The organism is Pseudomonas sp. EL_65y_Pfl2_R95 (assembly GCF_963971045.1).
GTDB lineage: Bacteria > Pseudomonadota > Gammaproteobacteria > Pseudomonadales > Pseudomonadaceae > Aquipseudomonas.
On sequence record NZ_CAXAOV010000006.1, the window covers coordinates 81,168 to 106,236 of the forward strand.

Annotated in this window: 26 protein-coding genes; 16 read left to right on the top strand and 10 right to left on the bottom strand. The window is 55.1% G+C overall.

What is annotated here, in order from left to right; all coding sequences use genetic code 11:
• Positions 1 to 38: 38 nt before the first annotated feature.
• Both AACY09_RS18495 and exaC read right to left on the bottom strand, forming a co-directional pair.
• Positions 39 to 494, bottom strand: a complete 456-nt coding sequence (locus AACY09_RS18495) for a GNAT family N-acetyltransferase (protein ID WP_339490111.1) — start codon at positions 492 to 494, stop codon at positions 39 to 41.
• 226 nt (positions 495 to 720) lie between these two features.
• A complete protein-coding gene (gene exaC, locus AACY09_RS18500) occupies positions 721 to 2,241 on the bottom strand; it encodes an acetaldehyde dehydrogenase ExaC (RefSeq protein WP_339490112.1) in 1,521 nt (506 codons plus the stop codon).
• A 467-nt stretch (positions 2,242 to 2,708) separates the two neighbouring features.
• On the opposite strand from exaC, the gene mpl reads away from it, so the two are divergent.
• From mpl to AACY09_RS18515, 3 genes are read left to right on the top strand one after another with little or no spacing between them, the layout of a single operon-like run.
• Entirely contained in the window at positions 2,709 to 4,061 is a 1,353-nt protein-coding gene (gene mpl / locus AACY09_RS18505) for a UDP-N-acetylmuramate:L-alanyl-gamma-D-glutamyl-meso-diaminopimelate ligase (protein WP_339490114.1), read from the top strand.
• Positions 4,062 to 4,063: 2 nt separating this feature from the next.
• Positions 4,064 to 4,696, top strand: a complete 633-nt coding sequence (ubiX, locus tag AACY09_RS18510) for a flavin prenyltransferase UbiX (RefSeq protein WP_339490116.1) — start codon at positions 4,064 to 4,066, stop codon at positions 4,694 to 4,696.
• On the top strand, positions 4,689 to 4,988 hold the full coding sequence (locus tag AACY09_RS18515; protein WP_339490118.1) for a YceK/YidQ family lipoprotein: 300 nt from the start codon (positions 4,689 to 4,691) through the stop codon (positions 4,986 to 4,988). The genes ubiX and AACY09_RS18515 overlap by 8 nt, the downstream gene beginning before the upstream one ends.
• Before the next feature lie 167 nt (positions 4,989 to 5,155).
• On the opposite strand, the gene AACY09_RS18520 is transcribed toward AACY09_RS18515, so the two are convergent.
• From AACY09_RS18520 to AACY09_RS18540, 5 genes are all read right to left on the bottom strand, one after another.
• Positions 5,156 to 5,767 (bottom strand): class I SAM-dependent methyltransferase, encoded by a 612-nt coding sequence (locus tag AACY09_RS18520; protein WP_339490121.1) that lies wholly within the window; start codon positions 5,765 to 5,767, stop codon positions 5,156 to 5,158.
• A 19-nt stretch (positions 5,768 to 5,786) separates the two neighbouring features.
• A complete protein-coding gene (locus AACY09_RS18525; RefSeq protein ID WP_339490123.1) occupies positions 5,787 to 6,143 on the bottom strand; it encodes a DUF5629 family protein in 357 nt (118 codons plus the stop codon).
• Between the two features lie 18 nt (positions 6,144 to 6,161).
• The gene (locus tag AACY09_RS18530) at positions 6,162 to 6,803 is read right to left on the bottom strand and encodes an oxidoreductase (protein ID WP_339490125.1); all 642 of its coding nucleotides are present in this window, start codon (positions 6,801 to 6,803) and stop codon (positions 6,162 to 6,164) included.
• A 114-nt stretch (positions 6,804 to 6,917) separates the two neighbouring features.
• Positions 6,918 to 8,624: a C13 family peptidase gene (locus AACY09_RS18535; protein WP_339490127.1), complete on the bottom strand. Its 1,707-nt coding sequence runs from the start codon at positions 8,622 to 8,624 to the stop codon at positions 6,918 to 6,920.
• A gap of 145 nt (positions 8,625 to 8,769) precedes the next feature.
• On the bottom strand, positions 8,770 to 9,225 hold the full coding sequence (locus tag AACY09_RS18540) for a MaoC family dehydratase (RefSeq protein ID WP_339490128.1): 456 nt from the start codon (positions 9,223 to 9,225) through the stop codon (positions 8,770 to 8,772).
• Between the two features lie 235 nt (positions 9,226 to 9,460).
• On the opposite strand from AACY09_RS18540, the gene AACY09_RS18545 reads away from it, so the two are divergent.
• The 3 genes from AACY09_RS18545 to AACY09_RS18555 are packed head-to-tail and all read left to right on the top strand — an operon-like array spanning position 9,461 to position 11,141.
• Complete coding sequence (locus AACY09_RS18545; RefSeq protein ID WP_339490129.1) at positions 9,461 to 9,823, top strand: CidA/LrgA family protein; 363 nt, start codon at positions 9,461 to 9,463, stop codon at positions 9,821 to 9,823.
• Positions 9,820 to 10,536 (top strand): LrgB family protein, encoded by a 717-nt coding sequence (locus AACY09_RS18550; RefSeq protein WP_339490131.1) that lies wholly within the window; start codon positions 9,820 to 9,822, stop codon positions 10,534 to 10,536. The genes AACY09_RS18545 and AACY09_RS18550 overlap by 4 nt, the downstream gene beginning before the upstream one ends.
• A gap of 14 nt (positions 10,537 to 10,550) precedes the next feature.
• Positions 10,551 to 11,141 (top strand): LON peptidase substrate-binding domain-containing protein, encoded by a 591-nt coding sequence (locus AACY09_RS18555; protein WP_339490132.1) that lies wholly within the window; start codon positions 10,551 to 10,553, stop codon positions 11,139 to 11,141.
• 23 nt (positions 11,142 to 11,164) lie between these two features.
• Here the strand turns inward: AACY09_RS18555 and AACY09_RS18560 are convergent, their stop codons facing one another.
• Entirely contained in the window at positions 11,165 to 12,481 is a 1,317-nt protein-coding gene (locus tag AACY09_RS18560; protein ID WP_339490133.1) for a bifunctional DedA family/phosphatase PAP2 family protein, read from the bottom strand.
• Positions 12,478 to 13,194, bottom strand: a complete 717-nt coding sequence (locus AACY09_RS18565) for a DNA-3-methyladenine glycosylase (protein ID WP_339490135.1) — start codon at positions 13,192 to 13,194, stop codon at positions 12,478 to 12,480. The genes AACY09_RS18560 and AACY09_RS18565 overlap by 4 nt, the downstream gene beginning before the upstream one ends.
• A 64-nt stretch (positions 13,195 to 13,258) precedes the next feature.
• On the opposite strand from AACY09_RS18565, the gene AACY09_RS18570 reads away from it, so the two are divergent.
• Complete coding sequence (locus AACY09_RS18570; protein ID WP_339490136.1) at positions 13,259 to 14,107, top strand: class I SAM-dependent methyltransferase; 849 nt, start codon at positions 13,259 to 13,261, stop codon at positions 14,105 to 14,107.
• On the opposite strand, the gene AACY09_RS18575 is transcribed toward AACY09_RS18570, so the two are convergent.
• Positions 14,040 to 15,329 (bottom strand): alpha/beta fold hydrolase, encoded by a 1,290-nt coding sequence (locus tag AACY09_RS18575; protein WP_339490138.1) that lies wholly within the window; start codon positions 15,327 to 15,329, stop codon positions 14,040 to 14,042. The genes AACY09_RS18570 and AACY09_RS18575 overlap by 68 nt on opposite strands.
• Before the next feature lie 370 nt (positions 15,330 to 15,699).
• Here AACY09_RS18575 and AACY09_RS18580 point away from each other — a divergent pair, with 370 nt between their 5' ends.
• The 9 genes from AACY09_RS18580 to AACY09_RS18620 all read left to right on the top strand — a co-directional run bounded on the left by AACY09_RS18580 (position 15,700) and on the right by AACY09_RS18620 (position 25,007).
• Positions 15,700 to 16,968, top strand: a complete 1,269-nt coding sequence (locus tag AACY09_RS18580) for a glutamate-5-semialdehyde dehydrogenase (RefSeq protein WP_339490140.1) — start codon at positions 15,700 to 15,702, stop codon at positions 16,966 to 16,968.
• Positions 16,961 to 17,605: a nicotinate-nucleotide adenylyltransferase gene (nadD, locus tag AACY09_RS18585; protein ID WP_339490142.1), complete on the top strand. Its 645-nt coding sequence runs from the start codon at positions 16,961 to 16,963 to the stop codon at positions 17,603 to 17,605. The genes AACY09_RS18580 and nadD overlap by 8 nt, the downstream gene beginning before the upstream one ends.
• 181 nt (positions 17,606 to 17,786) lie before the next feature.
• Positions 17,787 to 18,158 carry a ribosome silencing factor gene (gene rsfS, locus AACY09_RS18590; protein ID WP_339490503.1) on the top strand — a complete coding sequence of 124 codons (372 nt, stop codon included), beginning with the start codon at positions 17,787 to 17,789 and terminating at the stop codon, positions 18,156 to 18,158.
• Between the two features lie 12 nt (positions 18,159 to 18,170).
• The gene (gene rlmH, locus AACY09_RS18595) at positions 18,171 to 18,638 is read left to right on the top strand and encodes a 23S rRNA (pseudouridine(1915)-N(3))-methyltransferase RlmH (RefSeq protein WP_339490145.1); all 468 of its coding nucleotides are present in this window, start codon (positions 18,171 to 18,173) and stop codon (positions 18,636 to 18,638) included.
• A 12-nt stretch (positions 18,639 to 18,650) separates the two neighbouring features.
• On the top strand, positions 18,651 to 20,540 hold the full coding sequence (gene mrdA / locus AACY09_RS18600; protein WP_339490147.1) for a penicillin-binding protein 2: 1,890 nt from the start codon (positions 18,651 to 18,653) through the stop codon (positions 20,538 to 20,540).
• A gap of 38 nt (positions 20,541 to 20,578) precedes the next feature.
• Positions 20,579 to 21,682: a rod shape-determining protein RodA gene (gene rodA / locus AACY09_RS18605; RefSeq protein ID WP_339490504.1), complete on the top strand. Its 1,104-nt coding sequence runs from the start codon at positions 20,579 to 20,581 to the stop codon at positions 21,680 to 21,682.
• 17 nt (positions 21,683 to 21,699) lie between these two features.
• Positions 21,700 to 22,710: a lytic murein transglycosylase B gene (gene mltB / locus AACY09_RS18610; protein ID WP_339490149.1), complete on the top strand. Its 1,011-nt coding sequence runs from the start codon at positions 21,700 to 21,702 to the stop codon at positions 22,708 to 22,710.
• A complete protein-coding gene (locus AACY09_RS18615; RefSeq protein WP_339490151.1) occupies positions 22,710 to 23,714 on the top strand; it encodes a septal ring lytic transglycosylase RlpA family protein in 1,005 nt (334 codons plus the stop codon). The genes mltB and AACY09_RS18615 overlap by 1 nt, the downstream gene beginning before the upstream one ends.
• 132 nt (positions 23,715 to 23,846) lie before the next feature.
• Positions 23,847 to 25,007: a D-alanyl-D-alanine carboxypeptidase family protein gene (locus tag AACY09_RS18620; RefSeq protein ID WP_339490153.1), complete on the top strand. Its 1,161-nt coding sequence runs from the start codon at positions 23,847 to 23,849 to the stop codon at positions 25,005 to 25,007.
• The last annotated feature ends 62 nt before the right edge of the window (positions 25,008 to 25,069 follow it).

Consider the following 25,069-nt stretch of genomic DNA (forward strand, 5'->3'; position numbering starts at 1 on the left):
GCATTGCGCTGGCCAGTGCCTCGGCACTGGCTGTTGATTTAGTCCGCGTTAATTGGCAATACGTAGTTTTTGAATTGTTCATCAACCACGAAGCCGATCGACTCGTAAACCTTTTGCGCCACTTCATTGTCGCTGCTGGTTGATACTCGCATGCGCACGGCATTGGTGTCTTTGGCCATTTTCTTTGCGGTCTGAATCAGGCGGTCGGCAACCAACTGGCGACGGGCGTCTTCTGCAACGTAAATATCGTTGAGAATCCACACGCGTTTAAGGGCTAGCGAGGAGTAGCTTGGGTATAGCTGGCAAAAGCCGAGCAGCTTGTCTTCTTCATCTGCCAGTGACAGGTAAATAATTGACTCTTTGCGGCGCAGGCGCTTTTCCAGAAAGGAGCGTGATGAGTCAGGGAAGGATAACTCGCCGTAAAACTCCCGGTATTTAACGAATAAAGGAGTCAACAAATCCAAGTGTTCTAGCGTGGCTTGAACAATGCGCATTGCGGTCCTCGATATCAGTAGTTGAGCAGTCTAAAGCTGCTAAATCATGAGGCCAAACAGGCATCAGGCCCGCATGACTTGAATGGCTCGCGCCATTGGCTATTTCGATGCTGCCTAAATAAATTTGAAAGTGCAATCCAAGCAAGCGTTTGCTTTGCGCAAGGAATGTATAAAGGGTGAAGGCAAAAGAAGACAGGCCACAGGGCTGCTGTGGCCTGTGCTTTGGTTAGAAGAAGCCCAGCGGGTTGATGTCGTAGCTGATCAGCAGGTTTTTGGTTTGCTGATAATGGTCGAGCATCATCTTGTGGGTTTCGCGGCCAACGCCAGACTTCTTGTAACCGCCGAATGCCGCATGGGCGGGGTAGAGGTGGTAACAATTGGTCCAAACCCGGCCCGCCTTGATTGCCCGGCCCATTCGATAAGCGCGGTTGATGTCGCGCGTCCAGAGGCCAGCACCCAGCCCAAACTCAGTGTCGTTGGCGATGGCCAAGGCTTCTGCCTCATCTTTGAAGGTGGTCACGCCCACCACCGGACCAAAAATCTCTTCCTGGAAGACGCGCATTTTGTTGGTGCCTTTGAGCAGTGTCGGCTGGATGTAATAACCATTCGATAGGTCGCCTTCCAGCTTTTCTGTAGCGCCGCCGGTGAGCAGTTCGGCCCCTTCTTGCTGGGCGATTTCGAGGTAGCTGAGGATCTTGTCGTATTGTTGTTCCGAGGCTTGTGCGCCGACCATGGTTTCGGTATCGAGCGGGTTGCCGCGTTTGATCTGTTTGATCTTCTTCATCACTTCGAGCATGAACGGCTCGTAGATCGATTCCTGCACCAGTGCCCGCGATGGACAGGTGCACACTTCGCCTTGGTTGAAGAAGGCGAGAACCAGACCCTCGGCGGCTTTTTCAATGAACTCCGGTTCGGCTTGCATGATGTCTTCGAAGAACACGTTGGGTGATTTGCCGCCCAGCTCGACCGTTGATGGAATAATGTTTTCGGCTGCACATTTGAGAATATGTGAGCCGACAGGCGTTGAGCCTGTGAAGGCGATCTTAGCGATCCGCTTGCTCGTGGCTAGGGCTTCGCCGGCTTCTCGACCATAACCCTGGACAATATTGAGTACGCCAGCGGGCAGCAGGTCGCCAACCAGTTCGGCAAATACGGTGATCGACAGGGGTGTTTGCTCGGCTGGCTTGAGCACCACGCAGTTGCCTGCTGCCAGTGCTGGCGCGAGTTTCCAGGCGGCCATTAGCAGCGGGAAGTTCCACGGAATGATCTGACCAACAACGCCCAGTGGTTCGTGAAAATGGTAGGCCGCTGTGTGTTCGTCGATTTCGGCGGCACTGCCTTCTTGCGCGCGAATGCAGCCGGCGAAATAACGAAAGTGATCAGCGGCCAGCGGTACATCAGCATTTAACGTTTCGCGTACGGCCTTGCCGTTGTCCCAGGTTTCGGTGACCGCCAGCAGTTCAAGGTTCTCCTCGATACGATCTGCAATTTTTAGCAGTACCAAGGCGCGTGCCTGCGCTGAGGTTTTGCCCCACGCGTCAGCGGCGCCGTGAGCGGCATCCAGTGCAAGGTCAATATCTGCAGCGCGCGATCGCGGGAACTCAGCGATGAGCGAGGCGTCAATTGGGCTGGTGTTGGAGAAATACTCACCATCAACTGGGGCCACAAACTCACCACCAATAAAGTTGCCGTAACGCGCCTTGAATGAAACGACTGCGCCTGGAGTTCCGGGTTTAGCGTAAATCATGATGCGGGCCTCTTTTTATGTTGAGGTGATGCACACAAGTTAAGCGGGTGCATCACGTGATCAATCTAGGCGTGAGGGCCGCCCAGTCACATTGGGCTTTGGTAGGGGCGCTGTGTATGGCCCCTCGCATTAGCGGCTCCCTGCCTGTTGCGAGATACAGACTAGACGCTTTGGCGCTAAATTTGGGACGATAATCTAAACGCTCGTTTGCGGCGGCCCTCAGCTCCCGATTGGTGTACCAGCGTGGCCCTGACTTTCAACCGAATAAACCCCGGCAATGTGTCGAAATATTAATGCACCTTCTGCATCGGTGGCGTTCGAAACCCAGCGCGACCTGCACTGGGTTGCTGTGCTCAGAGCGGCATTGCGATGGTCGCGGCGGTTAGGCCGTGCAGGGCATTGCTGTGCTAATCTGCGGCAAGATTTTGTCGGGCTGATGCGGCCCGTTTCAGAGGTTTAGGTTTTTCATGCATATCCACATCCTTGGTATTTGCGGCACGTTTATGGGCTCAATGGCGGTTCTGGCCAAAGAGTTGGGTCACCATGTCACGGGTTCAGATGCCAATGTCTATCCGCCAATGAGCACCCAGCTTGAAGCTCAAGGCATTGTGCTAACTCAGGGTTATGACCCCGAACAGCTTGATCCCGCCCCCGATTTGGTGGTGATTGGCAATGCCATGTCACGTGGCAATCCAGCGGTCGAATACGTGCTCAATAAGGGCTTGCCCTATGTCAGTGGTCCGCAGTGGTTGGCCGATCATGTGCTGCAAGGTCGTTGGGTATTGGCCGTTGCCGGTACGCATGGGAAAACCACCAGCAGTAGCATGCTCGCGTGGATACTTGAGCATGCGGGCATGAGCCCGGGCTTCTTGATTGGTGGTGTGCCGCAGAACTTTGGTATTTCGGCACGTTTGGGCGATACCCCATTCTTCGTAATTGAGGCGGATGAATATGACAGCGCATTCTTCGATAAACGGTCGAAGTTTGTGCATTACCGCCCACGCACTGCGATTCTCAATAATCTTGAGTTTGATCATGCGGATATCTTCCCTGATCTTGCAGCTATTGAGCGGCAGTTTCATCATTTGGTGCGGACAATTCCAAGCGAAGGACTGGTCATTTATCCAACCGCTGAAACCGCGCTTGAACGTGTGGTTGAGATGGGGTGCTGGACGCCCGTGCAGACCACTGGAAACAACGGGCAGTGGCAAGCGCGTTTGCTCAGTGACGATGGCGCTCGTTTTGAAGTGCTGTTCGAAGACCGGGTTGAGGGCATCGTTGACTGGGCGTTGACCGGGCAACATAACGTCGCTAATGCCTTGGCTGTGCTTGCCGCCGCGCGTCATGTCGGGGTGGTTCCGGCGCTGGGTATTGAAGCCTTGTGCTTGTTTAAGAATGCCAAGCGGCGCATGGAGAAGGTGGCTGAAGTTAAGGGTGTGACCATCTATGACGACTTTGCCCATCATCCAACGGCGATTGCCACTACGCTGGACGGTTTGCGCAAACAAATTGGCTCTGCCAAGCTGATTGCCGTGATCGAGCCGCGCTCCAACTCGATGAAACTTGGCGCCCATCGCGAGGGCTTGCCCGGTTCTGTGCAGCAGGCGGATCAGGTGTATTGGTATGCGCCGGCGAATCTGGGTTGGGATCTGGCTGCAGTGGTGGCTTCATCAACGGTGCCAACCACGGTGTGTGATTCCCTTGAAGACATCATCGCCGGGGTTAAAGCCCAGGCAGAGCCCGGCACGCAAATTGTGGTGATGAGCAACGGCGGCTTCGGCGGTCTGCACGGTAAGTTAGCCAAGGCACTGGAGGCATAATGATGCAAGGGCCAGAACGGATCACCTTGGCAATGAGTGGCGCTTCGGGTGCTCAATATGGACTGCGCTTGCTCGATTGTTTAGTGCAGGAAGAGCGCGAGGTGCACTTTCTGATCTCCAAGGCTGCGCAGTTGGTAATGGCCACCGAAACTGACGTGACCTTGCCTGCCAAGCCACAAGCGATGCAGGCTTTCCTGAGTGAGTACACGGGGGCTGCGCCGGATCAGATCCGGGTGTACGGCAAGGAAGACTGGATGTCGCCTGTGGCGTCAGGTTCAGGCTCGCCGAGCGCAATGGTGGTCGTACCCTGTTCGACCGGCACCCTGTCTGCGATTGCCACAGGCGCCTGCAATAACCTGATTGAGCGGGCGGCGGATGTCACCCTCAAAGAGCGCCGTCAGCTGATTTTGGTCCCGCGCGAAGCACCGTTTTCCAGCATTCATCTGGAGAATATGTTGAGGTTGTCGAATATGGGGGCGATCATATTGCCAGCCGCCCCTGGTTTTTATCACCAGCCACAAACCATTGATGACTTGATCGACTTTGTCGTCGCACGCATCCTCAATTGCCTTGGGGTCCCGCAGGATATGTTGCCGCGCTGGGGCGAGCATCATCACGTTAGTCGCGATGACTAAAAAGGGTTTCGGCAGGCTGATACTGGTTGCATTGCTTACAGCAACCAGCGGCTGCGCCAGTGTACGGACATTGGATGCGGCCAAAGCCGATGCGCCTGTGGTGTATGCCGGAACCCGACTCGATTGGTATGCCTTGAACGGTGGTTGTTGCCCAATGGATCGTTACGGCGCTGAGGCACCGGCGATGCCAGGGCTGGACCTGCCATTGAGTGCGCTGCTGGATACGCTGCTGTTGCCGCTCTCGCTGATCACCGCGCTGGGCGGGACATTGAATGTCACAGGCGGCCTTTAGCGCACTTCGACTCAACCGATCATCAGGTGCGCTCTTGAAAATAGTGGCCTTACAGAGCGTTGGGCGTTGGGCGTTGGACGGGAGCATGGGGGTAACGCGAGAATTTCAGTGCGGTTCAGGTTGTTGCAACCTGAAATTCCAATCGTGTTGATGCCACCACTGGTTGGTTAGTCGGCCCAGCCGGAATAGACGTAGGTCATGGCTTTGGGACCCTGCAAATATCGCGTGTCCAACTCGCCAATATTGAAACCTCCAGCCCTTATCAGCGCAGGAATATCGCGGTTCAGGTGGCAGCCGCCAGCCAATGGTTTCCAGATGGGGGTCAGTCGATTTTGCCAGCGGATGACGGCGGGGTCAGGTGCCAGGCCATGCTCGCAAAACAGTAAGCGGCCCTGGGGCTTGAGCACACGGCGCATTTCCTTCAACGCGGCAACAGCGTCGGTGATTGTGCATAACGTGAAGGTGCACACGATGCTGTCGAAACTGGCGTCGGCAGCTTTGATTTGGCCGAGTTCTAGGGCAATCATTTCAACTGGAATGCTGATTTTTGCTGCACGTTCAGTGGCGAGTTTTTGCATGTCGGCTGAAGGGTCAACGCCAACCACTGCGCTGACTTTTTTCGGGTCATAAAACTCAAGGTTGAGGCCGCTGCCTATCCCGATTTCAAGTACTCTGCCCTGTGCCTGCGGAACAATCTTCGAGCGCGCTTTCATCACCTCGCCCATGCCGCAAGCGAAGTCGATCAGGCGAGGTAGCACAAAGCGCTCGTACAGGCTCATTCGAGTGTCCTGTTAATAATCAGCTGGCTTCATCTGGCACAGCTTCATCATCGTCGTCATTGTTGCCGCTGATGGCGGCAAAGCATTTCAAGCTGTGTGATTGCTCCGGGCCTGCAAGCGTCCAGCATTCGTTGGCGTTGTCATAGCTGGCGGCGCTGATCTGACCCAAGGTGAACTGCCAGTGGCGGCGGTCACGACCGTCGATGCACTCCATGCTGAGCAACGGCTTGGCTTGGCTGTCGTTACTGGCTGACCCCGCACTCACTTGCGCAAGCAACTCTTTGTCGAGCTTGAATTGCCAGGCATAAAGCCCGTCGATTTCGAGCATGTCGGCATCAACCAAGGCTTCGATCAGACTGTTGTGAGTTGTACTCATAGTCGGCATTACCTCGAATTAGCGGCCTAGTCGGCGTAGTTGGTCTGACTCAATGATGCGTGTCCCATCATCTTCCTCAAGTGCCAGTCGCCATAGTGCGCGTGCCAGAACGGTGGTTTCAATTCCGTGATATTTCCCGGGCAGCAGACGCGACAGCGGCATCATTATGCGCTCGGCCAGACGGAATTCCGCACGCGGGCCGATCAGCAGGGAAGGGCGTGCGATGGTTAATTGCGGCCAGTCTTGTTGTTTCAGGGCTTCTTCGGTCTGGCCCTTGACCTGGTTGTAAAACACCGATGAGTTGGCGTCTGCACCTATTGCACTGACCACCAACAGATGCCGCGCGCCCATTTCACGAGCACGCTGGGCAAATGCTACGACCAAGTCGTGATCTACTGCATGGAAGGCCTCTTTGGAACCGGCACGCTTGATGGTCGTACCCAGGCAGCAAAAGGCGGTATCAACTTGGCCACTGAGTTGCGGCAATACATCCACTAACTCGCCAACGGGGTTTTCTAAGTGAGCGTGCTCGGCCAGTGGCCGGCGAGTCGGCGCGAGAACCCTGGCCACCGTTGGCTCATTGAGCAGTCTGTCGAGTAAATGCTCGCCAGTAACGCCTGTGGCGCCAGCAAGTAAGATGTGTTGAGGGGTCAAATACATAGTTGTTGTTTCTCCGCTGATACATATCAGCTTATCAGGCCGTAGCGAACTATTGCGCTATACAGAAAAAAACTGCGCTTACTTATGGTTTTTTGTGTGATGCAGCAGAGGGACTCAACCGGTTTTAATCATTAATGCGCGCTTTGCCTGTTCGGCGCGCAGGGACTGCCAGTGTTTGATCACCTGTTTGGGTGCCCACATTTGAGGTTCTGACGGGGCAAAATCTTGTTCCTTTTCCCGTCGGCTGACTTCGCTCTTGGCCTGTGCGAATGCTCGCTCAAGGTCATCCGTCTGGTTCAATGCATTGGCAAACAGTGCGCGGCCAAAATAAGTGAAGTCGTTGTCGTCAGAGCAGCCAAAGGACACTCGATCAGCGCTGGCGGCTGTTATCACCAGAGTCCTTTGGTCTTTGAGTTCAGGAATAAAACCGCCGGAGTAGCAGGCCGAGATCACGATAACTTTGTCCCGGTCGGCCAAGGGCTTGAGCAGGGCTGCAAGCTCCTTGGCCGGTAAGTCAGCGAACTGGATGCGCGGCACGTCTAAGTTCAGTTCATGATTGCGCGAGCCATGGCTGGTTAAATATATAAAAACCAAGTCTTCCGGACCCGTGCGGTGCGCCAGCCCCTCAACCGCGCGCCGTATGCTTTCGCGTGTCGCCATCGGTCGGTCATTGAGATGATCGCGATGATTAATGAGGGTGATTGTGCCCTGCGCAGAAAACCGCTGCTGGAGCAGGTTGGTGACATAGTCAGCTTCGCGCATAAACACGCTTTGCTTGCCGTCTCCGGCGACAGTTAAGGCATAGATTTCTTGCTCGGGAGTCGATTCTGGCAATTGCGTTATCGCGCGCTCGAGCAACTGGCCTTGTGCGAGCAGGCCGAGTTCAAGTGGATCGGGGAGGGCCTTACCCTTATCATCGCGAATTAACTGGCTATTGAGCCAGACTCCGGTTTTTTGGCTGCCGTCAGCCATGGTCAGTGTGCCTTGGCCCGTGTATTCGCCATAGGCAAAGTGCCCGCTGTAGCGGCTGCCGTCGGCTAAGCGTAAGTGGCCTTGGCCATTGTAGGACCAGTCACTGAACTCACCTAAATAGTGGCTGCCGTCGGCGCCCTTAAACTCGCCGTGTCCATTGAGCGCGCCATTGCTGAACACGCCACTCCAGCTATCACCTTCAGCGGTTTGATAGCGCCCGCTGCCGACAAATTGATCATCAATAAAACCGCCGGTATAGAGATCGCCATCGCTGCTTTTAAAGCTGCCGGGGCCATTGAGTGAGCCGTCGGTAAAACTTCCGCTGAACTGATTGCCATACTCGTCTGTACGCACGCCCTGGCCATTGGCCTGGCCTGCGCTGAACTGGCCGAGATAATGGCTCTTGTTGGCCTTGACGAGTGAGCCCAAGCCGCTGAATTGACCCTTTTTGAATTGGCCTCGATACAGCATTGCCTGGTATTCAAGTGTGCCTTCGCCTGCGTAAAGTCCGTCGAGGAATCCACCTTCGTAGCGGCTACCGTTTGCCAGGCTAAGTTTGCCTTGGCCATCGTAGCGGCCTTGTTTGAATTCGCCGCTGTAATGCTCGCCGTCGTTTGTGCGCAACTCCCCTGTGCCGCTCATTCGGCCGTCTTTAAAATCGCCTTGGTACCAGCCGCCGCCAACAAAATCGAGGCGTCCGGGACCCTGTAGCAAGCCGTCGACAACTTGCCCCCGATAATGTGAGCCGTCGGGCAAGGTCGCATTGGCGGGAAGTAGCGACTCGCCCTCACCGCAGGCCGTCAGGATTAGTGCGAAGGCCACAGGTGCGGTCTTGGCGAAACAGCGCATCGTTAACGTCCCTATAAACACAGAGTTGAAGTATGCAGCAAAGTAGGGAGATAGAAAGGCGACGGCGTGAGTCGAGGGTTCAGGCGCGCAAGGGGTGGGTTTTAACGATGGCAGCAAATACGGCTTGCCGCCATCAGTACTCAGATCAAACGAAGCACAGCGTCAGTATTTCGGACGTATACGCGGGCTTTTCTGAGCCTTCGATTTCAAGTACCGCACGGACTTTGAGCAGCCATTGGCCCGGGTTTTTTTCGTGTGCATCGAGCAGAGTCGCCACCAAGCGTACCTTGGAATCGACTTTGACCGGTTGGATAAAGCGCACACTGTCGAAGCCATAGTTAATGGCCATTTTCAGGCCTTCAGGAACGATCATGATGTCTTCCATCAACATCGGGATCAGCGACAGAGATAAGAAACCATGAGCAATGGTTGAGCCAAATGGGGTGTGCTTGGCTTTCTCAGGGTCGATGTGGATGAATTGGTGGTCACCCGTGCAGTCCGCGAACTCATTGATTCGTTGCTGATCAACGGTTAACCATTCGGAGCGGCCCAGTTCTTTGCCCACATACCCCTTTAGCGCTTCAATTTTGACCTGCGGCATATTCCCTCCTTGGGGAGACGGTATTGTTCTTTTATGTGTATTGCCTCAGTGGCTTAGATCACCATGGCCCGGTATCAGGGTCAAGTAGGATGTTGCTTTTTGAATAGTGGGTTATAGCTGAACCCATAGGCAGCTTATAATGACTCTGTTCATAGGGTGTTCAAGCCCTCGACTACCTGATGCGTGCACTAGCGTTCAATAAGCTGCCACGCTCACTATCCTGCGGAGACTCACAATGCTGTTGCGCGGCCTTTCATGGCTGGTGCTGTGCCAACTATTGGGCACAGGACTGAATGTTCTATTTTTACCGATTTTGCCGGGGCCGATTATCGGCATGATGTTGCTGTTTATCTTTCTTCTGGTTCGTGGCGAGGTTGATGCGCCTTTGCGCGAAGCCGCGAGCAGTTTGCTCAAGTACCTTCCGCTGATTCTTGTACCGCCCGCTGTAGGCGTAATGGCTTATGCCACCGATATTGCTGCAGATTTCTGGGCAGTGGTTGGCGCCTTAGTGCTGTCGTTGGTGCTTTCACTGGTGTTCGCCGGTTGGCTAATGCAGAAGCTGATCGACCGCCAAGTGCGCAAGCAGGGTGGCCTATGAATCTGGATTGGTTCGCGGCGTGGCAAGCAATTACCCATCATCCATTGTTTGGCGTGGGTATCACCTTGGGCGCCTATCAACTGGCGATGGTCGGCTATGAGAAAACCCGCTGGGTGTTTTTACAGCCGGTATTAGTGTCGATGGTCATTGTTATCGCCATTTTGCTTATTTGTGGGCTGAGCTATGCCGAGTACAAGGTCAGCGTTGCGTCGATGACGTTGCTCCTGGGCCCGGCCACAGTGGCCTTGGCTGTGCCCTTGTTTTTGAATCTGCGCAGGATTCGCCAGCTGTTCTGGCCAACAGTCACGACTTTGTTGGCAGGAGGCTTGGTAGCGACCTGCTTGGGTATTGGGATTGCTTGGTTGTTCGGTGCAGAGCATTTGATCCTGATGAGTATCGCGCCCAAATCGGTCACATCGCCTATTGCTATGCTGGTAGCAGATCAAATTGGGGGTATTGCGGCATTAGCGGCAGTATTTGTCATGTTGACCGGGGTTGTTGGTGCCATTCTTGGGCCATCATTGTTGCGTCTGTTCGGTGTCCGTCATCACGCTGCAGTTGGGCTGGCTTTAGGCATCACCGCGCATGCGGTGGGGACCTCACGGGCGATGCAGGAAAGTGAAGAGTGCGGCGCTTTTGCCGCATTGGCTATGAGTTTGATGGGCATGCTGACGGCTGTGCTGTTACCGTTGGCCATTGTATTGCTCAGGTGAAGAAGGAGGCTGCTGTGCACCTGCCATTGTTTCCATTGAATACGGTGTTGTTTCCTGGCTGTTTGTTGGATTTGCAGATTTTCGAAGCGCGCTATCTCGATATGATCAGCCGCTGCATGAAACAAAGCGCAGGCTTTGGTGTGGTGTGCATCATTGAAGGTAGCGAAGCCGGTGAAGCGGCCGGGCAGTTTTCGGCAATAGGCTGCGAGGCCTTGGTTCGGGATTTTCAGCAGCAACCCAACGGGTTGCTGGGTATTCGTGTTCAGGGTGGGCGACGTTTTCGCGTGGAGCGTGCCCAAGTCTTGGCCGATCAGCTGACCATGGCTGACGTTACGTGGCTGGATGAGCCCGCTGAACAGCCACTGCTGGAATCGCATGCTGATCTTAATGCGTTGCTGCACGCGCTGGCAGTGCATCCGATGGTTGAAGCATTGGGCATGGAAGGCCAAGCCAACGGCCAGGCTGACCTGGCCAATCAGTTGGCTTATCTACTGCCGCTTGAGCCTGAGCAGAAAATCCAGTTGCTCGGAATTGATCAGCCCTTGGAGCGCCTGGAGTTGTTGCAAGAGGTGCTTGATTTGCTGCAAGACGAACTTAACGCTTGAGTTCAGCCCTGCATCGGCCGGGCCTAGTAGCGGTACAGCAATGCATGGCTGGATAGCTGCCAGACCGAAACCCCTGCCAGCAGGGCGGTGCAGGCGGGGAGAATCAACCACCAGGCTTTCATCGAAACCGCGCCGAGTGGGCGTTCAAATTGAATCAGGGCCAAACTTGCCGCGCATAATGTGCTTGCCAGTAGCGCTCCGCCAATAATGTCAGTGGGCCAATGCACGCCGAGATACACGCGTGAGCAAGCTATCATCAGAGGTGGTATGCAGGCCACTATCAGCCAGGTCAAACGCAGTCGCGCCGGTTGTTCGCGCCCAGCTAAAACGCCTAGCACTAAGAAAAATGCGAATGCCGCTGAGCTGTGGCCGCTGGGAAAACTGAAGCTGCTAAGGGGCTCGAGCAGCACCTCCGGTCGCTGGCGGGCGAACATCAGCTTGAGCATGTGATTGCCGCACGCAGTGCCCAGCAGGGTCATTGCGCTGAATAGCGCCGAGCGCCATTGTTTGGCTGCCATCAATAACAAGCACAGCAGTACACCGACCGCCAGTTGGGTGGTGAAGTCGCCGAGGTGGGTAATGCTCTGGGCGAACATGTCAGTATGGCTACTGCGTTGCTCTTGGATCAACGTCATCAAACCTTGATCCAAATCGACCAAGTGCGGCCAGCCAATAAACAGCGCAATCAACGCAACCAGTCCTACGCTGGCGGTGTAGAGTCCGGCGTGGCGCTGATCGCGTAAATTGCTTTGCACCGCCACCAGCAAAAAAACGCCAAGGGTTGCTGCAACTATTGCCGCCTCGGTCCAGAATCCAGGGGGCAAAGGCAGGCGCAGCGCCGCGCCAGTCGCCCAGCCGGGCAATAAATAGGCAACTGACCAACCTGCCGCTGCAAGCAGGCTGACCACAATAAAACGCGGCAGCGGCATGCTCAGCATCCCGGCGATCATGGGCAGCATTGGACGCAACGGGCCTATGAACCGGCCTACCAACAAGCTGGCGATGCCGTAACGCTGAAAGTATTTCTCGGCATGCGTCAACCAGTGTGCGCGTTGCCGCAAGCCGGGAAGGCGGCGGATATCGTCATGGAAAAAACGGCCAAGTGCATAGGACAACGCATCACCGAGCAGGCCGCCGCAATAGCCCAGCAGCAGGGTTTCGCCCAAACTCAGTGCACCGCTGCCGGCCATTACGGCGATTGCGAATAGCATGAAGGTGCCGGGCACTATCAAGCCAACAATCGCCAAGCACTCGGTCAAGGCGATCAAAAAAACTGCGGCAGCTAACCACTGCGGGTTGCTGGATAGCCAGCTGGTAAGGGTTTCAATCCATTGGCTCATTGGTGTGCATCCTGGCGCTCAAGTCGGAAGAAGTCACGGCCTTCAATTTGCCCGCGTCGCAGTGGGTTGCGCGTGCAGTGCTGTGCATGGGCTGCTTCCACAAAACGATAGAGCAGGTGTTCGTCGCGGCCATGGGGAATGCCAAGACGGGTAGTTTGAATAATCTGTTGGGGGACCTCACCTACATCCTCGACAAATAAACGCTGAGGATCGAAGCGTTGCCCATCCCAGTCTGGAACCTTCAGGCCCAAGGCTCTGCAGAGCAGGGTTTGACCTGCGCAGAGTTTTTCAGGCGCGCGAGGCAAACCTTGGGTATTTGGGTTGTTGTCCTGCATAGCTTGCAGGCTCAAGGGGCCAGAGATCTCATCCACCCATGGATAAGCTGACTTGATCAGAACGGCATTGCCTGGTCCCTGTGCGCTGAAGTTCAAAGAGTCACCCCCGCGCGCGTAATACATGTAGATATGCCCGCCATCGAGAAACAGGGCGCGCCGTTTTTCGGTATAGCCCAGTGAGGCGTGGCTGCCTTTTTCTGCGCAGTAATAAGCCTCGGTTTCGATAATGCGCGCCGACAGCCAGCGTTCGCCCTGACGATGGCGAATGATTTTGCCGAGCAGGTCACGGGCCAGCACACGTGCATCGCGATTAAAGAAATCATCACTCAGTATCAGTGGAGGATGGCTTGCAGTACTTAAGACGGGTTCGGCATGCATGGGCTGTCGCTGTTTGGCAGTTGGGCATAGGCTGGCTCGGAGTGTAACAAGATGAGCCTTAAGCATGTCTGAACGAGTACTTCATCGTCACATAAGCCCCAGTGCGCATTTTACCGCTTATGTCTGGTATCGGCGCGGTCTGTCGGACGCTGCATTTGTCAGTCTCTTTGGCCGTTTTTCCCATGCGGTGTTGAGGCCTGTTATGTGGGCCAGCCGAAAGTTTTTTGACCTTGATCTCGAGCGGATGTTGCTGCTGCGCCACCTGCAGATTGATGCAGATTTACAACGCGCCATCGAAATTGATGGGGTTTGTCAGGTGGTGGAAATTGCCTGTGGTCTCTCGCCCAGAGGCTATCGTTTCACCCAGCGCTACCCTCAACTGCATTATATAGAGGCCGACCTGCCAGCGATGGCCGGGCGCAAGGGGCAGTTGCTGGCAGAAAATCAGTGGCTGAGTAACACGCATCAGGTTGTCTCAGTTGATGTATTTGCCGAGGATGGCCCCTTTAGGCTTGCCAACGCATTTGCTCAACTCAATCGTAGTGAGCCGGTGGTTGTGATTACCGAGGGGTTGGTTAATTACTTTTCACTGGACCAGATAGAGTTATTTTGGACGCGTTTAGCCGAGCAGTTGCGGCCCTTCTGCGCTGCCAGCTATGTCACGGACCTCTATCCTGAGCTCCATCTGCACCCGCGCTATCGGCAAATCCGCTGGGGCGTCGACTTGGTTGGCAGGCTGACCCGCGGTGAGTACTTCCTGCATTACGCCGATGCTGATGCCATTGCCGAAGGTTTCAACGCCTGTGGCTTTGCCGATGTAGCGGTGGTTGACCCGAGTTTGCGGGCTAAAGATTTGGGTTTGCCCCTGTCGACTTTGCCGGGCTTGGTGCGTGTCGTTCATGCGCGTACGTGAGCGCGCGGCGGTTCTGTTCTGTGCACTGAAGGTAGTGAGCGAGCGCTTGGCTCGCCTGTGCCTCGCAGTGAGTGAATATGAACGCTGCACCCTCTGTTGATTGATGAATAAACAGAATACCCAATGGGCCAAGCGCCTGGATGTCCAGTTGCCAGCCGCGGGCAGGCAGGTTCTGGATGTCATCGCAGCGCAAAACTCCGCCGAAAAAACCCACCTCCAGGAGCTGCGCAGGCCATGAGTGGCCATCAACCTGATGCAGGCAAACCTGATGGTGCAGGGGCAATGTGCGAAGTTCTTGGCGGCGCTCCAGTTGCAACAGTTCACTGGGCTGGACTCGCGTGGCGCCGGGGCACTGCATGGGTAGCGGGATGCTTTGCAGGAAGGGTAGATAAAGTTGGTTGCAGCTCGGCCGACGTTCTATCTGTGCGAGGTGGTCGGCCCCCTGGATGATTGCAAATTCTGCATTGGCGCAGGCTGCTGCAAAGTGCGCGTGCTCCCAGGGTTGAGTGAAGTGATCGTACTCTCCAGCAAGAATGAGTGTCGGGCATTGCGGGTGCGAGTCAAAGCCGTGGAAGTCGAGCAGGCGCTGGCTGTTTTGCTTATAACGTTGAATCTCTGAGTTCGATAAGCGTTGGAGTTGGCGCAGCATGACCTTTTGAAAGGTAGGTGAAATGCCGGTCTGTTGGGTGCGCAAAGGGTTTATCAAGCCGTTGACTACCCCTTGAGCAAAGCTGCTGAAGTCGCCGTGTTCAAGGGCTTGCAAGCTCTCCTCCAGAAGCATTCTCGCGCCTGGCCTACCGAAGGCGGCCACGCCTGACAAGAGCAAGCGCTGGCATTTGTTGGGGTGGCGACAGGCAAACAATGCAGCGAGTGCCGAGCCATAAGAGAGGCCCACTGGCATAACGGCTGGTAGGTTGAGTTCGCTGATAAAGCCTGCAATCAAATCGGCCAAGTCCTCCAGGTCAAGCTCGCCAGCCAGTTGTAAATTGCTGCCCTGGCTGGGCAAGTCGAGCAGAATGACAGGGTGGTCGACGAGCAGTTCGCTGACTTCATGGCTGAAAGAGCGAAAGGTCTGAAATGCCCCGCCAATAAATAGCACTGGCGGCCGCGGGTCATGGCTCGCACGGGAGTAGGCCAGGTAGTGCAGGCGCCACTGGCCAATCATCAGTGTCTGATAGCTACTATTGAGTTGCGTCGGGTTGTAGTTGGTCTGATAGCGCATAGATCAAAGGCTCCGACGGTAGTCCGTCTGTCGTAACGCTCAGTCTTTAGCTTATTTAGTCCTTAGCGCTGTAGCGCGGGTAAATGACTTTCGGCATGTAGTGTTGAAGGTGGATGAACTAAGGCGCACTGAGCTTTGTGTGCAGGCTGCTTTGACCATAAACAGGTGTTTTTCTTTTGGTTACCCATCCTTAGAACTGATATGTGGTTAGGCGTCATCACTGGTCGTTAAAAGGGCGAATGACCGCCCTTGTAGCCTTTGTTGTGAAAAAAACCGAATAACCTGATCGCCTTCCGCCCGGCACCGCTGTGCGTGAAGCCTTGCGCTCGCTATAATCAGCCGCTTTCCTTGTTGCCTGGCTACCGAGACCATGACTGAGTCCGTGCTCGACTATATGAACCGCCTTGGCCGTGCTGCCCGCGAGGCCTCGCGCGTGATTGCCCGCGCCAGCACCGCGCAGAAGAACCGCGCCTTGCTGGCAGCCGCGTCTGCGCTGGATGCCGCTCGCACTGAATTGACCGAAGCCAACGAAAAAGATCTTGCTGCTGGCCGTGCAAATGGGCTTGAGCCCGCGATGCTGGACCGTTTGGCGCTGACGCCCGCGCGCATCGACTCAATGATCGAAGGGTTGCGTCAGGTCGCCAGTTTGGCCGATCCGATCGGTGCCATTCGCGATATGAGCTACCGTCCGTCGGGTATTCAGGTTGGCAAGATGCGCGTGCCACTTGGCGTCGTCGGCATTATTTATGAGTCGCGTCCGAATGTGACCATTGATGCGGCTAGCTTGTGCCTGAAATCCGGCAACGCCACTATTTTACGCGGCGGCTCAGAAGCGATTCATTCCAATCGCGCGGTTGCTGCCTGCATTCAGCGTGGCCTGGCTGAGGCAGATTTGCCGGCAGCAGTGGTGCAGGTTGTGGAGACGACTGACCGGGCTGCGGTCGGTGCGCTCATCACCATGCCCGAGTATGTGGATGTGATTGTGCCCCGTGGTGGCAAAAGCCTTATCGAGCGCGTTAGCCGCGATGCGCGAGTGCCTGTGATTAAGCATCTCGATGGTATTTGCCACGTCTACGTAGATGCCTTGGCCGAGTTGCCCAAGGCGCAAAAAATTGCATTCAATGCCAAAACATACCGTTATGGCATCTGTGGGGCGATGGAGACCTTATTGGTCCATCAAGCGGTGGCGGCTGATTTTCTGCCAGCAATGGCAGAACAGTTTGCCGAAAAAGGCGTTGAGTTGCGGGGTTGCGAGCGCTCGCGCGAGTTGATCGCGGCCAATCCGGCGACGGATGAGGATTGGGCGACCGAGTACCTTGCGGCGATATTGTCGATCCGTATCGTTGATGATTTGGAGCAGGCGATCGAGCATATCAACCATTATGGCTCGCATCACACTGATTCGATCGTGACTGAGCATCAAGGCAATGCACGGCGCTTTATGGCCGAAGTTGACTCCAGTTCAGTAATGCTCAACACCCCAACCTGCTTTGCTGATGGCTTTGAATATGGCCTCGGCGCAGAGATTGGTATTTCTACCGATAAGCTGCATGCCCGTGGCCCGGTAGGGTTGGAAGGCCTGACGTGCGAGAAGTATGTCGTGGTCGGTGATGGTCAGTTGCGCGGGCAGAATGCCTAAACGCATTGGCCTATTTGGCGGCACCTTTGATCCGGTGCACATTGGCCATTTACGCGGCGCGGTAGAAGTCGTCGAGTTTATGCTGCTTGATGAGCTGCGCTTGATACCCAGCGCGCGGCCGCCGCACAGGGATTCACCGCAGGTTTCTGCCCAAGACCGTCTGGCAATGGTTGAATGTGCAGTGGCTGGGGTTGCGCCGTTAGTAGTGGATGATCGCGAGCTGAAACGCGATAAACCCTCTTATAGCATCGATACTTTAGAATCGCTGCGGGCTGAGCTGGCGGCGGATGATCAGTTGTACTTGTTGCTGGGCTGGGATGCCTTTTGCGGGTTGCCGAGCTGGCACCGTTGGGATGAGCTACTGCTGCATTGCCATATCCTGGTCTTGCAGCGTCCCGATGCCGACAGCGAAGCCCCAGAGGCGCTGCGCGATTTGTTAGCGGCGCGCAGCGTCAGTGATCCACATGCGATGACCGGTGCATGTGGGCAGATTTCTTTTGTGTGGCAAACGCCAATGGCGGTGTCCGCCACACAAATCCGCGGGCTATTGCACAGCGGAAAATCGGTACGTTATTTGGTGCCGGATGCGGTACTGACTTATATCCAAGCGCACGGGCTGTACCGTGCAGCGAACTGAGAGTATGTAGATAAATTACTGCGCTACGCTATGCATCAATGAGCAGCAAGATGAAGGTTCATTAGCTGATCATGTATGGCGGAGCGTTTGATGAATATCGCGGTTAATGGCGAGTTTTAACAGCAGTAGTTTGCAAACTCTGACACATGAGGCAAACGAGTTACCTATGAAGAATCAAATTATGCCGAGCGAAGACCTGGTCAAACTGGCCATCGCCGCTCTGGAAGACATCAAAGCACAAGACATCGTCACCATTGATGTGCGTGAAAAGACCAGCATCACCGATTTCATGGTGATCGCCAGCGGTACGTCCAGTCGTCACGTCAAGTCGTTGGTCGACAACGTGCTGGAAAAAGTAAAAGAGCAGGGTGTGCGTCCAATCGGTAGCGAAGGTCTGGACACCGGTGAGTGGGCTTTGCTTGACCTCGGCGACATCGTGGTTCACGTGATGCTGCCAACCACGCGTCAGTTCTACGACCTTGAGCGTCTGTGGCAAGGTGCTGAACAGAGCCGTGCACAGCATGCGCCAGAACAAGGCCCAGAAGCTGAGTAAGGGCGTGTAGCGGTGCGTATCAAATTGATTGCGGTTGGGTCTAAAATGCCGCGCTGGGTCGAGGATGGATGGCAGGAATATGCCAAACGTATGCCTTCCGAGCTGGCGCTTGAGCTGATTGAGATTCCGCTGACAACGCGAAGTAAAAATGCTGATGTGGCCCGTATGATTCGTCAGGAAGGCGAAGCTATGCTGGCTAAAGTTCAGCCCGGTGAACGGGTCGTGACCCTGGAAGTCGAAGGACGACCATGGAGCACTGAGCAGCTCGCCGTCGAGTTGGATAAGTGGCGGCTCGATTCGCGAACAGTCAATTTGATGGTCGGTGGCCCTGAGGGGCTTGCGCCTGAAGTCCAGGCGCGTAGTGAGCAGCGCTGGTCGTTGTCGCCACTGACATTGCCGCACCCGCTGGTTCGTATCCTTATCGGCGAGCAGGTTTACCGCGCCTGGACTGTATTGTCCGGCCATCCATACCATAAGTAGTCACAGTAGCCGATGCCGCAGCCGATTCGCCTAAAAGACCACGAGAAAGACGCGCGCCTCATTCGTGGGCGAGCGATCGTCGGCGCCATTGTGGTGTTTGTGTTGATTGGTGTGCTGGTCAGTCGGCTCTATTATCTGCAGGTGGTGCAGTACGAGTATCACTCGACACTGTCTGAAAATAACCGCGTGCATGTTCAGCCCATTCCCCCCAATCGTGGGCTTATCTACGATAGAAACGGGGTCATCATTGCCGATAACCGGCCAAGTTTCAGCCTGACCCTGACCCGCGAGCGTGCGGGCGACTGGGAGCAGGTGCTGGATGTCATTGTCGAGGTCCTGGGGCTGCCCGCCGAAGACCGCCAGCTGTTTGAAAAGCGCGTGAAACAGGGGCGCAGGCCGTTCGAACCGGTGCCTGTGCTATTTGAATTGAGCGAAGAGCAAATCGCTAAGATTGCGATCAATCAGTTCCGCTTGCCAGGTGTTGAGGTGACCGCGCAATTGGTCCGCCATTACCCCCTCGGTGAGCACTTTGCTCACTCGGTGGGCTATGTAGGGCGTATCAACGAAGCCGAGTTGAAAAAGCTTGATCCTGTTGAATACAGTGGCTCCCACCATATCGGTAAAACCGGTGTGGAGCGCTTTTACGAGAGTGACTTGCACGGCAAGGTTGGTTACGAAGAGGTCGAGACCAATGCCCGTGGCCGCGTGCTGCGAGTGCTTAATCGCACCGACCCGCAACCCGGTAAAGATATAGTTCTAACCCTCGATACCAAGCTTCAGGAAGCGGCCGAAAAGGCGCTGGCCGGGCGCCGTGGCGCTATTGTGGCGATTGAGGTAAAGACGGGTGAAGTGCTGGCGATGGTTAGTCAACCGAGCTTCGACCCCAACCCTTTTGTCACCGGTATTAGCTTCAAGGCTTACGCCGAGTTGCGCGACTCGATTGATCAGCCCCTGTTTAACCGGGTGCTGCGCGGCCTGTATCCGCCGGGTTCGACGGTTAAGCCGATGATGGCGATTGCCGGCCTTGATGCCGGTGTGGTCACGCCGAACTCCCGAGTGTTTGATCCGGGTTATTACCAGTTGCCGAATAACACTCATAAATACCGTAACTGGAACCGTTATGGTGATGGCTCGATTAACCTTGATACCGCTCTGATGCGTTCCAATGACACTTACTTTTATGACTTGGCGCATAAGTTGGGCATTGATCGCATGCACGAGTACATGACCAAGTTCGGCCTGGGTCAGCGTGTGTCCTTGGATATGTTCGAGGAAACGGCCGGTCTGATGCCGTCCCGTGAGTGGAAGCGCGGCCGCTATCGCCAAGCGTGGTACCCCGGAGAAACGCTGATTTTGGGTATCGGCCAAGGTTATATGCAAACCACTCCTCTGCAATTGGCCCAGGGCATCACTCTGGTGGCTAATCACGGTAAATGGATTCGTCCTCACCTGGCTAAATCGGTCGGAGGGGAGAAGCCTGTGGATGAAAATCCTATTGCCGATATCGTGCTAAAAGACCCTAAATACTGGGATTACGCGCGTCACGGTATGGAAATGGTTATGCATGGTCCGCGCGGTACGGCGCGTAAAGTGGGTAATTCTGCGGTGTACCGCATTGCCGGTAAAAGCGGTACTGCACAGGTGGTAGCGATCAAGCAGGGCGAACGCTATGACCGTACTAAAATTCGTGAGCGCCACCGTGACCACGCCTTGTTCGTAGGCTTTGCTCCGGCTGAAGACCCTGAAATTGCGGTTTCGGTCATGGTTGAAAACGGTGAATCGGGCTCCGGTGTAGCCGCACCCGTGCTAAAGGCGGTGATGGACGCGTGGTTACTCGATGACAATGGCGTGCTCAAGGCTGAGTATGCGCCACCTGTTACAGAACCGGCGGAGAAACTATGAGCAGCAGCTTTGACCGTACCCTGTCCAGCGAGGATGTGATGCGTCGCCGGGCTAGCCTGCTACAGCGCATGCACATCGACGGTATTTTGCTAGTGCTTCTGCTGACGCTGGCTGCTGGCAGTCTTTTCGTTCTGTATTCTGCCAGTGGCAAAGATGTCGATTTGCTGATCAAGCAGGCCAGTTCATTCGGCATCGGCCTGGTTGGGATGATTGTCATCGCTCAGTTTGAGCCCCGGTTTATGGCGCGCTGGGTGCCGCTCGCCTACATCGGTGGGGTTGGCTTGTTATTGGTGGTCGACATCATGGGGCACAACGCCATGGGTGCGACCCGCTGGATCAATATTCCCGGCATTATTCGCTTCCAGCCGTCCGAGTTCATGAAGATCATCATGCCGGCGACTATTGCCTGGTATCTGTCAAAACGCACCTTGCCGCCGCGGCTGAAACATATTGTGGTGAGTCTGGCGCTGATTGGTGTGCCCGTGAGCCTTATCCTTGTGCAGCCGGATTTGGGCACTGCTTTGCTGGTGATCACGTCTGGCGCCTTTGTGCTGTTTATGGCCGGTTTGCAGTGGCGTTGGATTCTTGGCGCCGTGGCGGCTCTGGTTCCTGTTGCGGTGGGCATGTGGTTTTTTGTCTTGCACCAGTATCAAAAGCAACGGGTGCTGACCTTCCTTAGTCCTGAGACTGATCCGCTAGGCAGTGGATGGAACATTATCCAGTCCAAAGCCGCGATTGGCTCTGGTGGGGTATTGGGCAAAGGCTGGTTGTTGGGCACCCAATCACACTTGGATTTTTTGCCGGAGAGCCATACGGATTTTATCATTGCGGTTCTGGCGGAAGAGTTTGGTTTGGTTGGCGTGTGCCTGTTGTTGTTCGTCTATTTGTTATTGATCAGTCGTGGGCTGGTGATAACCGTGCAAGCTCAAACGCTGTTCGGTAAGCTCATGGCCGGTTCGTTAACAATGACGTTTTTCGTTTACGTGTTCGTCAATATCGGTATGGTTAGTGGTTTGCTACCTGTCGTTGGAGTTCCTTTGCCATTCATTAGCTATGGCGGAACTTCGCTGATCACGTTGTTGTCAGGGTTTGGGGTTTTGATGTCGATCCACACACACCGTAAGTGGATTGCTCAGGTTTAATTGGGGTTAGGAATTCAATGCAAATACTGCGTGGCTGGGCCGTACGACAAGCACATTGGTTGGGACTTGCCAGTGCGCTGGGATGGGTTCAGCAAGCCAACGCGGGCGATTACTCGCAATCGCCTGAGGTTGCCTCATTTATCACTGAAATGACCCGTGATTACGGCTTTGCGGATGAGCAGCTAGTCAGCCTTTTCGGCGAAGTTGAGCGTAAACAGTCGATTATCGATGCGATTTCACGGCCGGCTGAGCGTGTAAAGGCTTGGAAGGACTACCGTCCAATTTTTATCACTGATTCGCGCATTGCCCGCGGCGTCGATTTCTGGCGCCAGCATGAGGCCGCATTGGCCCGTGCCGAAAAGGAATACGGTGTTCCTGCGCAATATATCGTCGCAATCATCGGTGTAGAGACTTTCTACGGCGGCAATACCGGTAACTACCGGGTGCTCGATGCATTGTCGACATTGGCATTCGACTACCCGCCACGCGCACCATTTTTCCGTAAGGAATTGCGTGAGTTCCTGATGCTCTCGCGTGAAGAGCAGGTCGACCCCATTACCCTTAAAGGTTCTTACGCTGGTGCCATGGGACTGCCACAGTTTATGCCGAGCAGCTTCCGGGCTTATGCAGTGGACTTCGACGGCGATGGCCACATTAATATCTGGAGCAATCCGGATGATGCAATTGGCAGCGTTGCCAGCTATTTCAAACGCCATGGCTGGTTGCCGGGCGAACCGGTGGTCAGTCGCGCGAGCGTTTCTGGCGATAAAGTCGATCAAGGTTTGACCGAGGGCATCGATCCGGTAAAAAATATCAATCAGTTAAATGAGCTAGGCTGGAGCACTGAAGATAAGCTTGATGGCGAGATGCCGGTGACGGCTTTTCGGCTTGAGGGTGTCGATGGCGACGAGTATTGGTTAGGCTTACCCAATTTTTACGTGATTACACGATACAACCGGAGCAGTATGTACGCGATGGCGGTCACGCAACTGGCGCAATTGATAGTTGAAGCACGGGGAACCCATTGATGTCGAGCCTGCCTCTCAGACTCGTTACGCTTGGCGCCATTGCCTTGGCGCTGGCAAGCTGCTCCTCCAATAAACAGCAAGTGGTTAAACCGACTGCTGCGCAATCTACTGGTATCAGCGGCCCGGGCAGCTTCGCCCGACCGCACCGTGATGGCGCGCCATGGTGGGATGTCGATGTTTCGCTGATCCGTGATGCGGTGCCTACACCCCACACGGGTGCTTACAAAGCCAGTCCGTACACCGTGCTGGGCACCAAATATTTCCCAATTCCAGATGGCAGTACCTACCGAGCAACAGGCTTGGCGTCTTGGTATGGCACCAAGTTCCATGGACAGGCCACAGCCAACGGTGAAACCTACGACCTGTACGGTATGACCGCCGCGCACAAGACTTTGCCGCTACCGAGCTATGTAAAGGTGACTAACCTGGAAAACGGCAAAACCGCCATTCTGCGGGTCAATGACCGAGGGCCGTTCTACTCGGACCGTATTATTGACCTGTCGTTTGCGGCCGCTAAAAAGCTCGGCTATGCCGAAAAAGGCACGGCACGGGTCAAAGTTGAAGGTATTGATCCTCAGCAGTGGTGGGCGCAGCAAGGTAAAACCGCACCTATGGTGTTGGCTGAGCCTAAGTCAGTCGCGCCAGCCAAACCGCAGATGCAGGCCATGGCTGAGCCGGTCGAGCAGTATGTGCCGCCTGTAACTCAGCACGCGGCGCCGGTTTTACCTGTGCAGGTTGACTCAAAAAAAAACGCTTCACTCGCAGCCTCTGGCCTGTATCTCCAAGTGGGAGCCTTCGCCAATCCGGACGCTGCGGAGCTTCTCAAGGACAAGCTGAGCGGGACAGTCACTGCCCCGGTGTTCATCAGCTCAGTGGTGCAGAATCAACGAACCCTGCACCGCGTTCGAGTCGGCCCGATCAGCAATCAGGGCGAGGCTGAGCAACTGCAAGAAAGTGTGCGCTTGGCCAATTTGGGCAAACCCACTGTGGTACGGGCGAACTGAATTGGTAAAACGCAGTCATTGTAGTCAGCCAATTAGCTAAGCAAGCCGCTGTCGTGGTCGCCGTACACTGCGACAGCTATTCATAATTTGCCCATTCGGGCTAGTTCCACCATCAGCTACTTCGAGAGACGGATGAATATCACCAGCTTTGCGCAACGCGTTTCATTGTCACTTTTGCTACTGGCTGCGCCCGCCGCATGGGCCCAGCAAATGGCTACACCTGCGCCACCTCAGTTGGCTGCCAAATCCTATGTGCTGATGGATGCAGCGAGTGGTCAGGTGTTGGTTGATAATGAGGGCGATCAGCGTCTGCCGCCTGCGAGCCTGACCAAGCTGATGACTGCCTACATCGCAACTCTGGAAATCGATAAGGGCCAGATCAGTGAAAACGATATGGTTACTATCAGCGAGCACGCCTGGCGCACCGGCGGTTCGCGGATGTTCGTCAAGGTCAATACTCAGGTTTCCTTGAGTGACCTGCTGCACGGCATCATTATCCAGTCGGGCAATGACGCCAGCGTTGCGGTCTCTGAGCACATCGCCGGCAGCGAAGATGCCTTTGCCGACATGATGAATAACACCGCCAAAGATCTGGGGATGAGCAACAGCCATTTCATGAATGCGACGGGGCTGCCAAACCCAGACCACTACTCGTCAGCGCACGATATGGCCAAGTTGGCTCGGGCGATCATTTATGTTGATCCGGCTCACTACGCCATTTATTCGCAGAAAGAATTCCTTTGGAACAACATCAAGCAGCCAAACCGTAACCTGCTGCTATGGCGCGACAAGACCGTTGACGGCTTGAAAACAGGCCATACCGAAGAAGCCGGTTATTGCATGGTGGCATCGGCAGTACGTGATGGCATGCGCTTGATTGCAGTGGTCTTTGGCACCAGCAGCGAGCAGGCACGTGCCGCTGAAACGCAAAAGCTGCTGACTTATGGTTTCCGTTTTTTCGAAACCCGCACCTTCTACAAGAAGGGTGCTGAGTTGGCGCAAACCACCGTCTGGAAAGGCGCTGAGCATCAGGTTAAAGCTGGCTTGGCAAACGACCTGACCATGACCCTGCCGCGCGGCCAAGTCGACAAGTTGCAAGCCAGCATGACCATGACGCCGCAGTTAATGGCACCGATCAATAAAGGTGACGTCGTCGGTAAAGTTGAAGTCAAACTGGGTGATAAAGTGGTGCAGACCGCCGACCTTGTTGCGCTTGAACCGGTTGAAGAGGGTGGCATCTTCCGTCGTGTCTGGGATAGCATTCGTCTGTTCTTCTACGGTTTATTTAACTGATAACGTGCTTCGCGCCTCTGAATGCCATTGCCTGGTTTGCAATCTAGGTGTTTAGAGGCGTC

What these genes read in the sequence shown, in the direction of transcription:
- nadD (WP_339490142.1), top strand. Translation starts at nt 16,961, where the DNA reads ATGCCTAAACGCATTGGCCTATTTGGCGGCACCTTTGATCCGGTGCAC.
- AACY09_RS18525 (WP_339490123.1), bottom strand. Translation starts at nt 6,143, where the DNA reads ATGAGTACAACTCACAACAGTCTGATCGAAGCCTTGGTTGATGCCGAC.
- AACY09_RS18560 (WP_339490133.1), bottom strand. Translation starts at nt 12,481, where the DNA reads ATGAGCCAATGGATTGAAACCCTTACCAGCTGGCTATCCAGCAACCCG.
- rodA (WP_339490504.1), top strand. Translation starts at nt 20,579, where the DNA reads ATGCGTCGCCGGGCTAGCCTGCTACAGCGCATGCACATCGACGGTATT.
- AACY09_RS18515 (WP_339490118.1), top strand. Translation starts at nt 4,689, where the DNA reads ATGACTAAAAAGGGTTTCGGCAGGCTGATACTGGTTGCATTGCTTACA.
- mrdA (WP_339490147.1), top strand. Translation starts at nt 18,651, where the DNA reads ATGCCGCAGCCGATTCGCCTAAAAGACCACGAGAAAGACGCGCGCCTC.
- AACY09_RS18620 (WP_339490153.1), top strand. Translation starts at nt 23,847, where the DNA reads ATGAATATCACCAGCTTTGCGCAACGCGTTTCATTGTCACTTTTGCTA.
- AACY09_RS18520 (WP_339490121.1), bottom strand. Translation starts at nt 5,767, where the DNA reads ATGAGCCTGTACGAGCGCTTTGTGCTACCTCGCCTGATCGACTTCGCT.
- AACY09_RS18570 (WP_339490136.1), top strand. Translation starts at nt 13,259, where the DNA reads ATGTCTGAACGAGTACTTCATCGTCACATAAGCCCCAGTGCGCATTTT.
- AACY09_RS18535 (WP_339490127.1), bottom strand. Translation starts at nt 8,624, where the DNA reads ATGCGCTGTTTCGCCAAGACCGCACCTGTGGCCTTCGCACTAATCCTG.
- AACY09_RS18530 (WP_339490125.1), bottom strand. Translation starts at nt 6,803, where the DNA reads ATGTATTTGACCCCTCAACACATCTTACTTGCTGGCGCCACAGGCGTT.
- AACY09_RS18575 (WP_339490138.1), bottom strand. Translation starts at nt 15,329, where the DNA reads ATGCGCTATCAGACCAACTACAACCCGACGCAACTCAATAGTAGCTAT.
- AACY09_RS18495 (WP_339490111.1), bottom strand. Translation starts at nt 494, where the DNA reads ATGCGCATTGTTCAAGCCACGCTAGAACACTTGGATTTGTTGACTCCT.
- mltB (WP_339490149.1), top strand. Translation starts at nt 21,700, where the DNA reads ATGCAAATACTGCGTGGCTGGGCCGTACGACAAGCACATTGGTTGGGA.
- exaC (WP_339490112.1), bottom strand. Translation starts at nt 2,241, where the DNA reads ATGATTTACGCTAAACCCGGAACTCCAGGCGCAGTCGTTTCATTCAAG.
- AACY09_RS18545 (WP_339490129.1), top strand. Translation starts at nt 9,461, where the DNA reads ATGCTGTTGCGCGGCCTTTCATGGCTGGTGCTGTGCCAACTATTGGGC.
- rsfS (WP_339490503.1), top strand. Translation starts at nt 17,787, where the DNA reads ATGCCGAGCGAAGACCTGGTCAAACTGGCCATCGCCGCTCTGGAAGAC.
- mpl (WP_339490114.1), top strand. Translation starts at nt 2,709, where the DNA reads ATGCATATCCACATCCTTGGTATTTGCGGCACGTTTATGGGCTCAATG.
- AACY09_RS18540 (WP_339490128.1), bottom strand. Translation starts at nt 9,225, where the DNA reads ATGCCGCAGGTCAAAATTGAAGCGCTAAAGGGGTATGTGGGCAAAGAA.
- AACY09_RS18615 (WP_339490151.1), top strand. Translation starts at nt 22,710, where the DNA reads ATGTCGAGCCTGCCTCTCAGACTCGTTACGCTTGGCGCCATTGCCTTG.
- ubiX (WP_339490116.1), top strand. Translation starts at nt 4,064, where the DNA reads ATGCAAGGGCCAGAACGGATCACCTTGGCAATGAGTGGCGCTTCGGGT.
- AACY09_RS18580 (WP_339490140.1), top strand. Translation starts at nt 15,700, where the DNA reads ATGACTGAGTCCGTGCTCGACTATATGAACCGCCTTGGCCGTGCTGCC.
- AACY09_RS18565 (WP_339490135.1), bottom strand. Translation starts at nt 13,194, where the DNA reads ATGCATGCCGAACCCGTCTTAAGTACTGCAAGCCATCCTCCACTGATA.
- AACY09_RS18550 (WP_339490131.1), top strand. Translation starts at nt 9,820, where the DNA reads ATGAATCTGGATTGGTTCGCGGCGTGGCAAGCAATTACCCATCATCCA.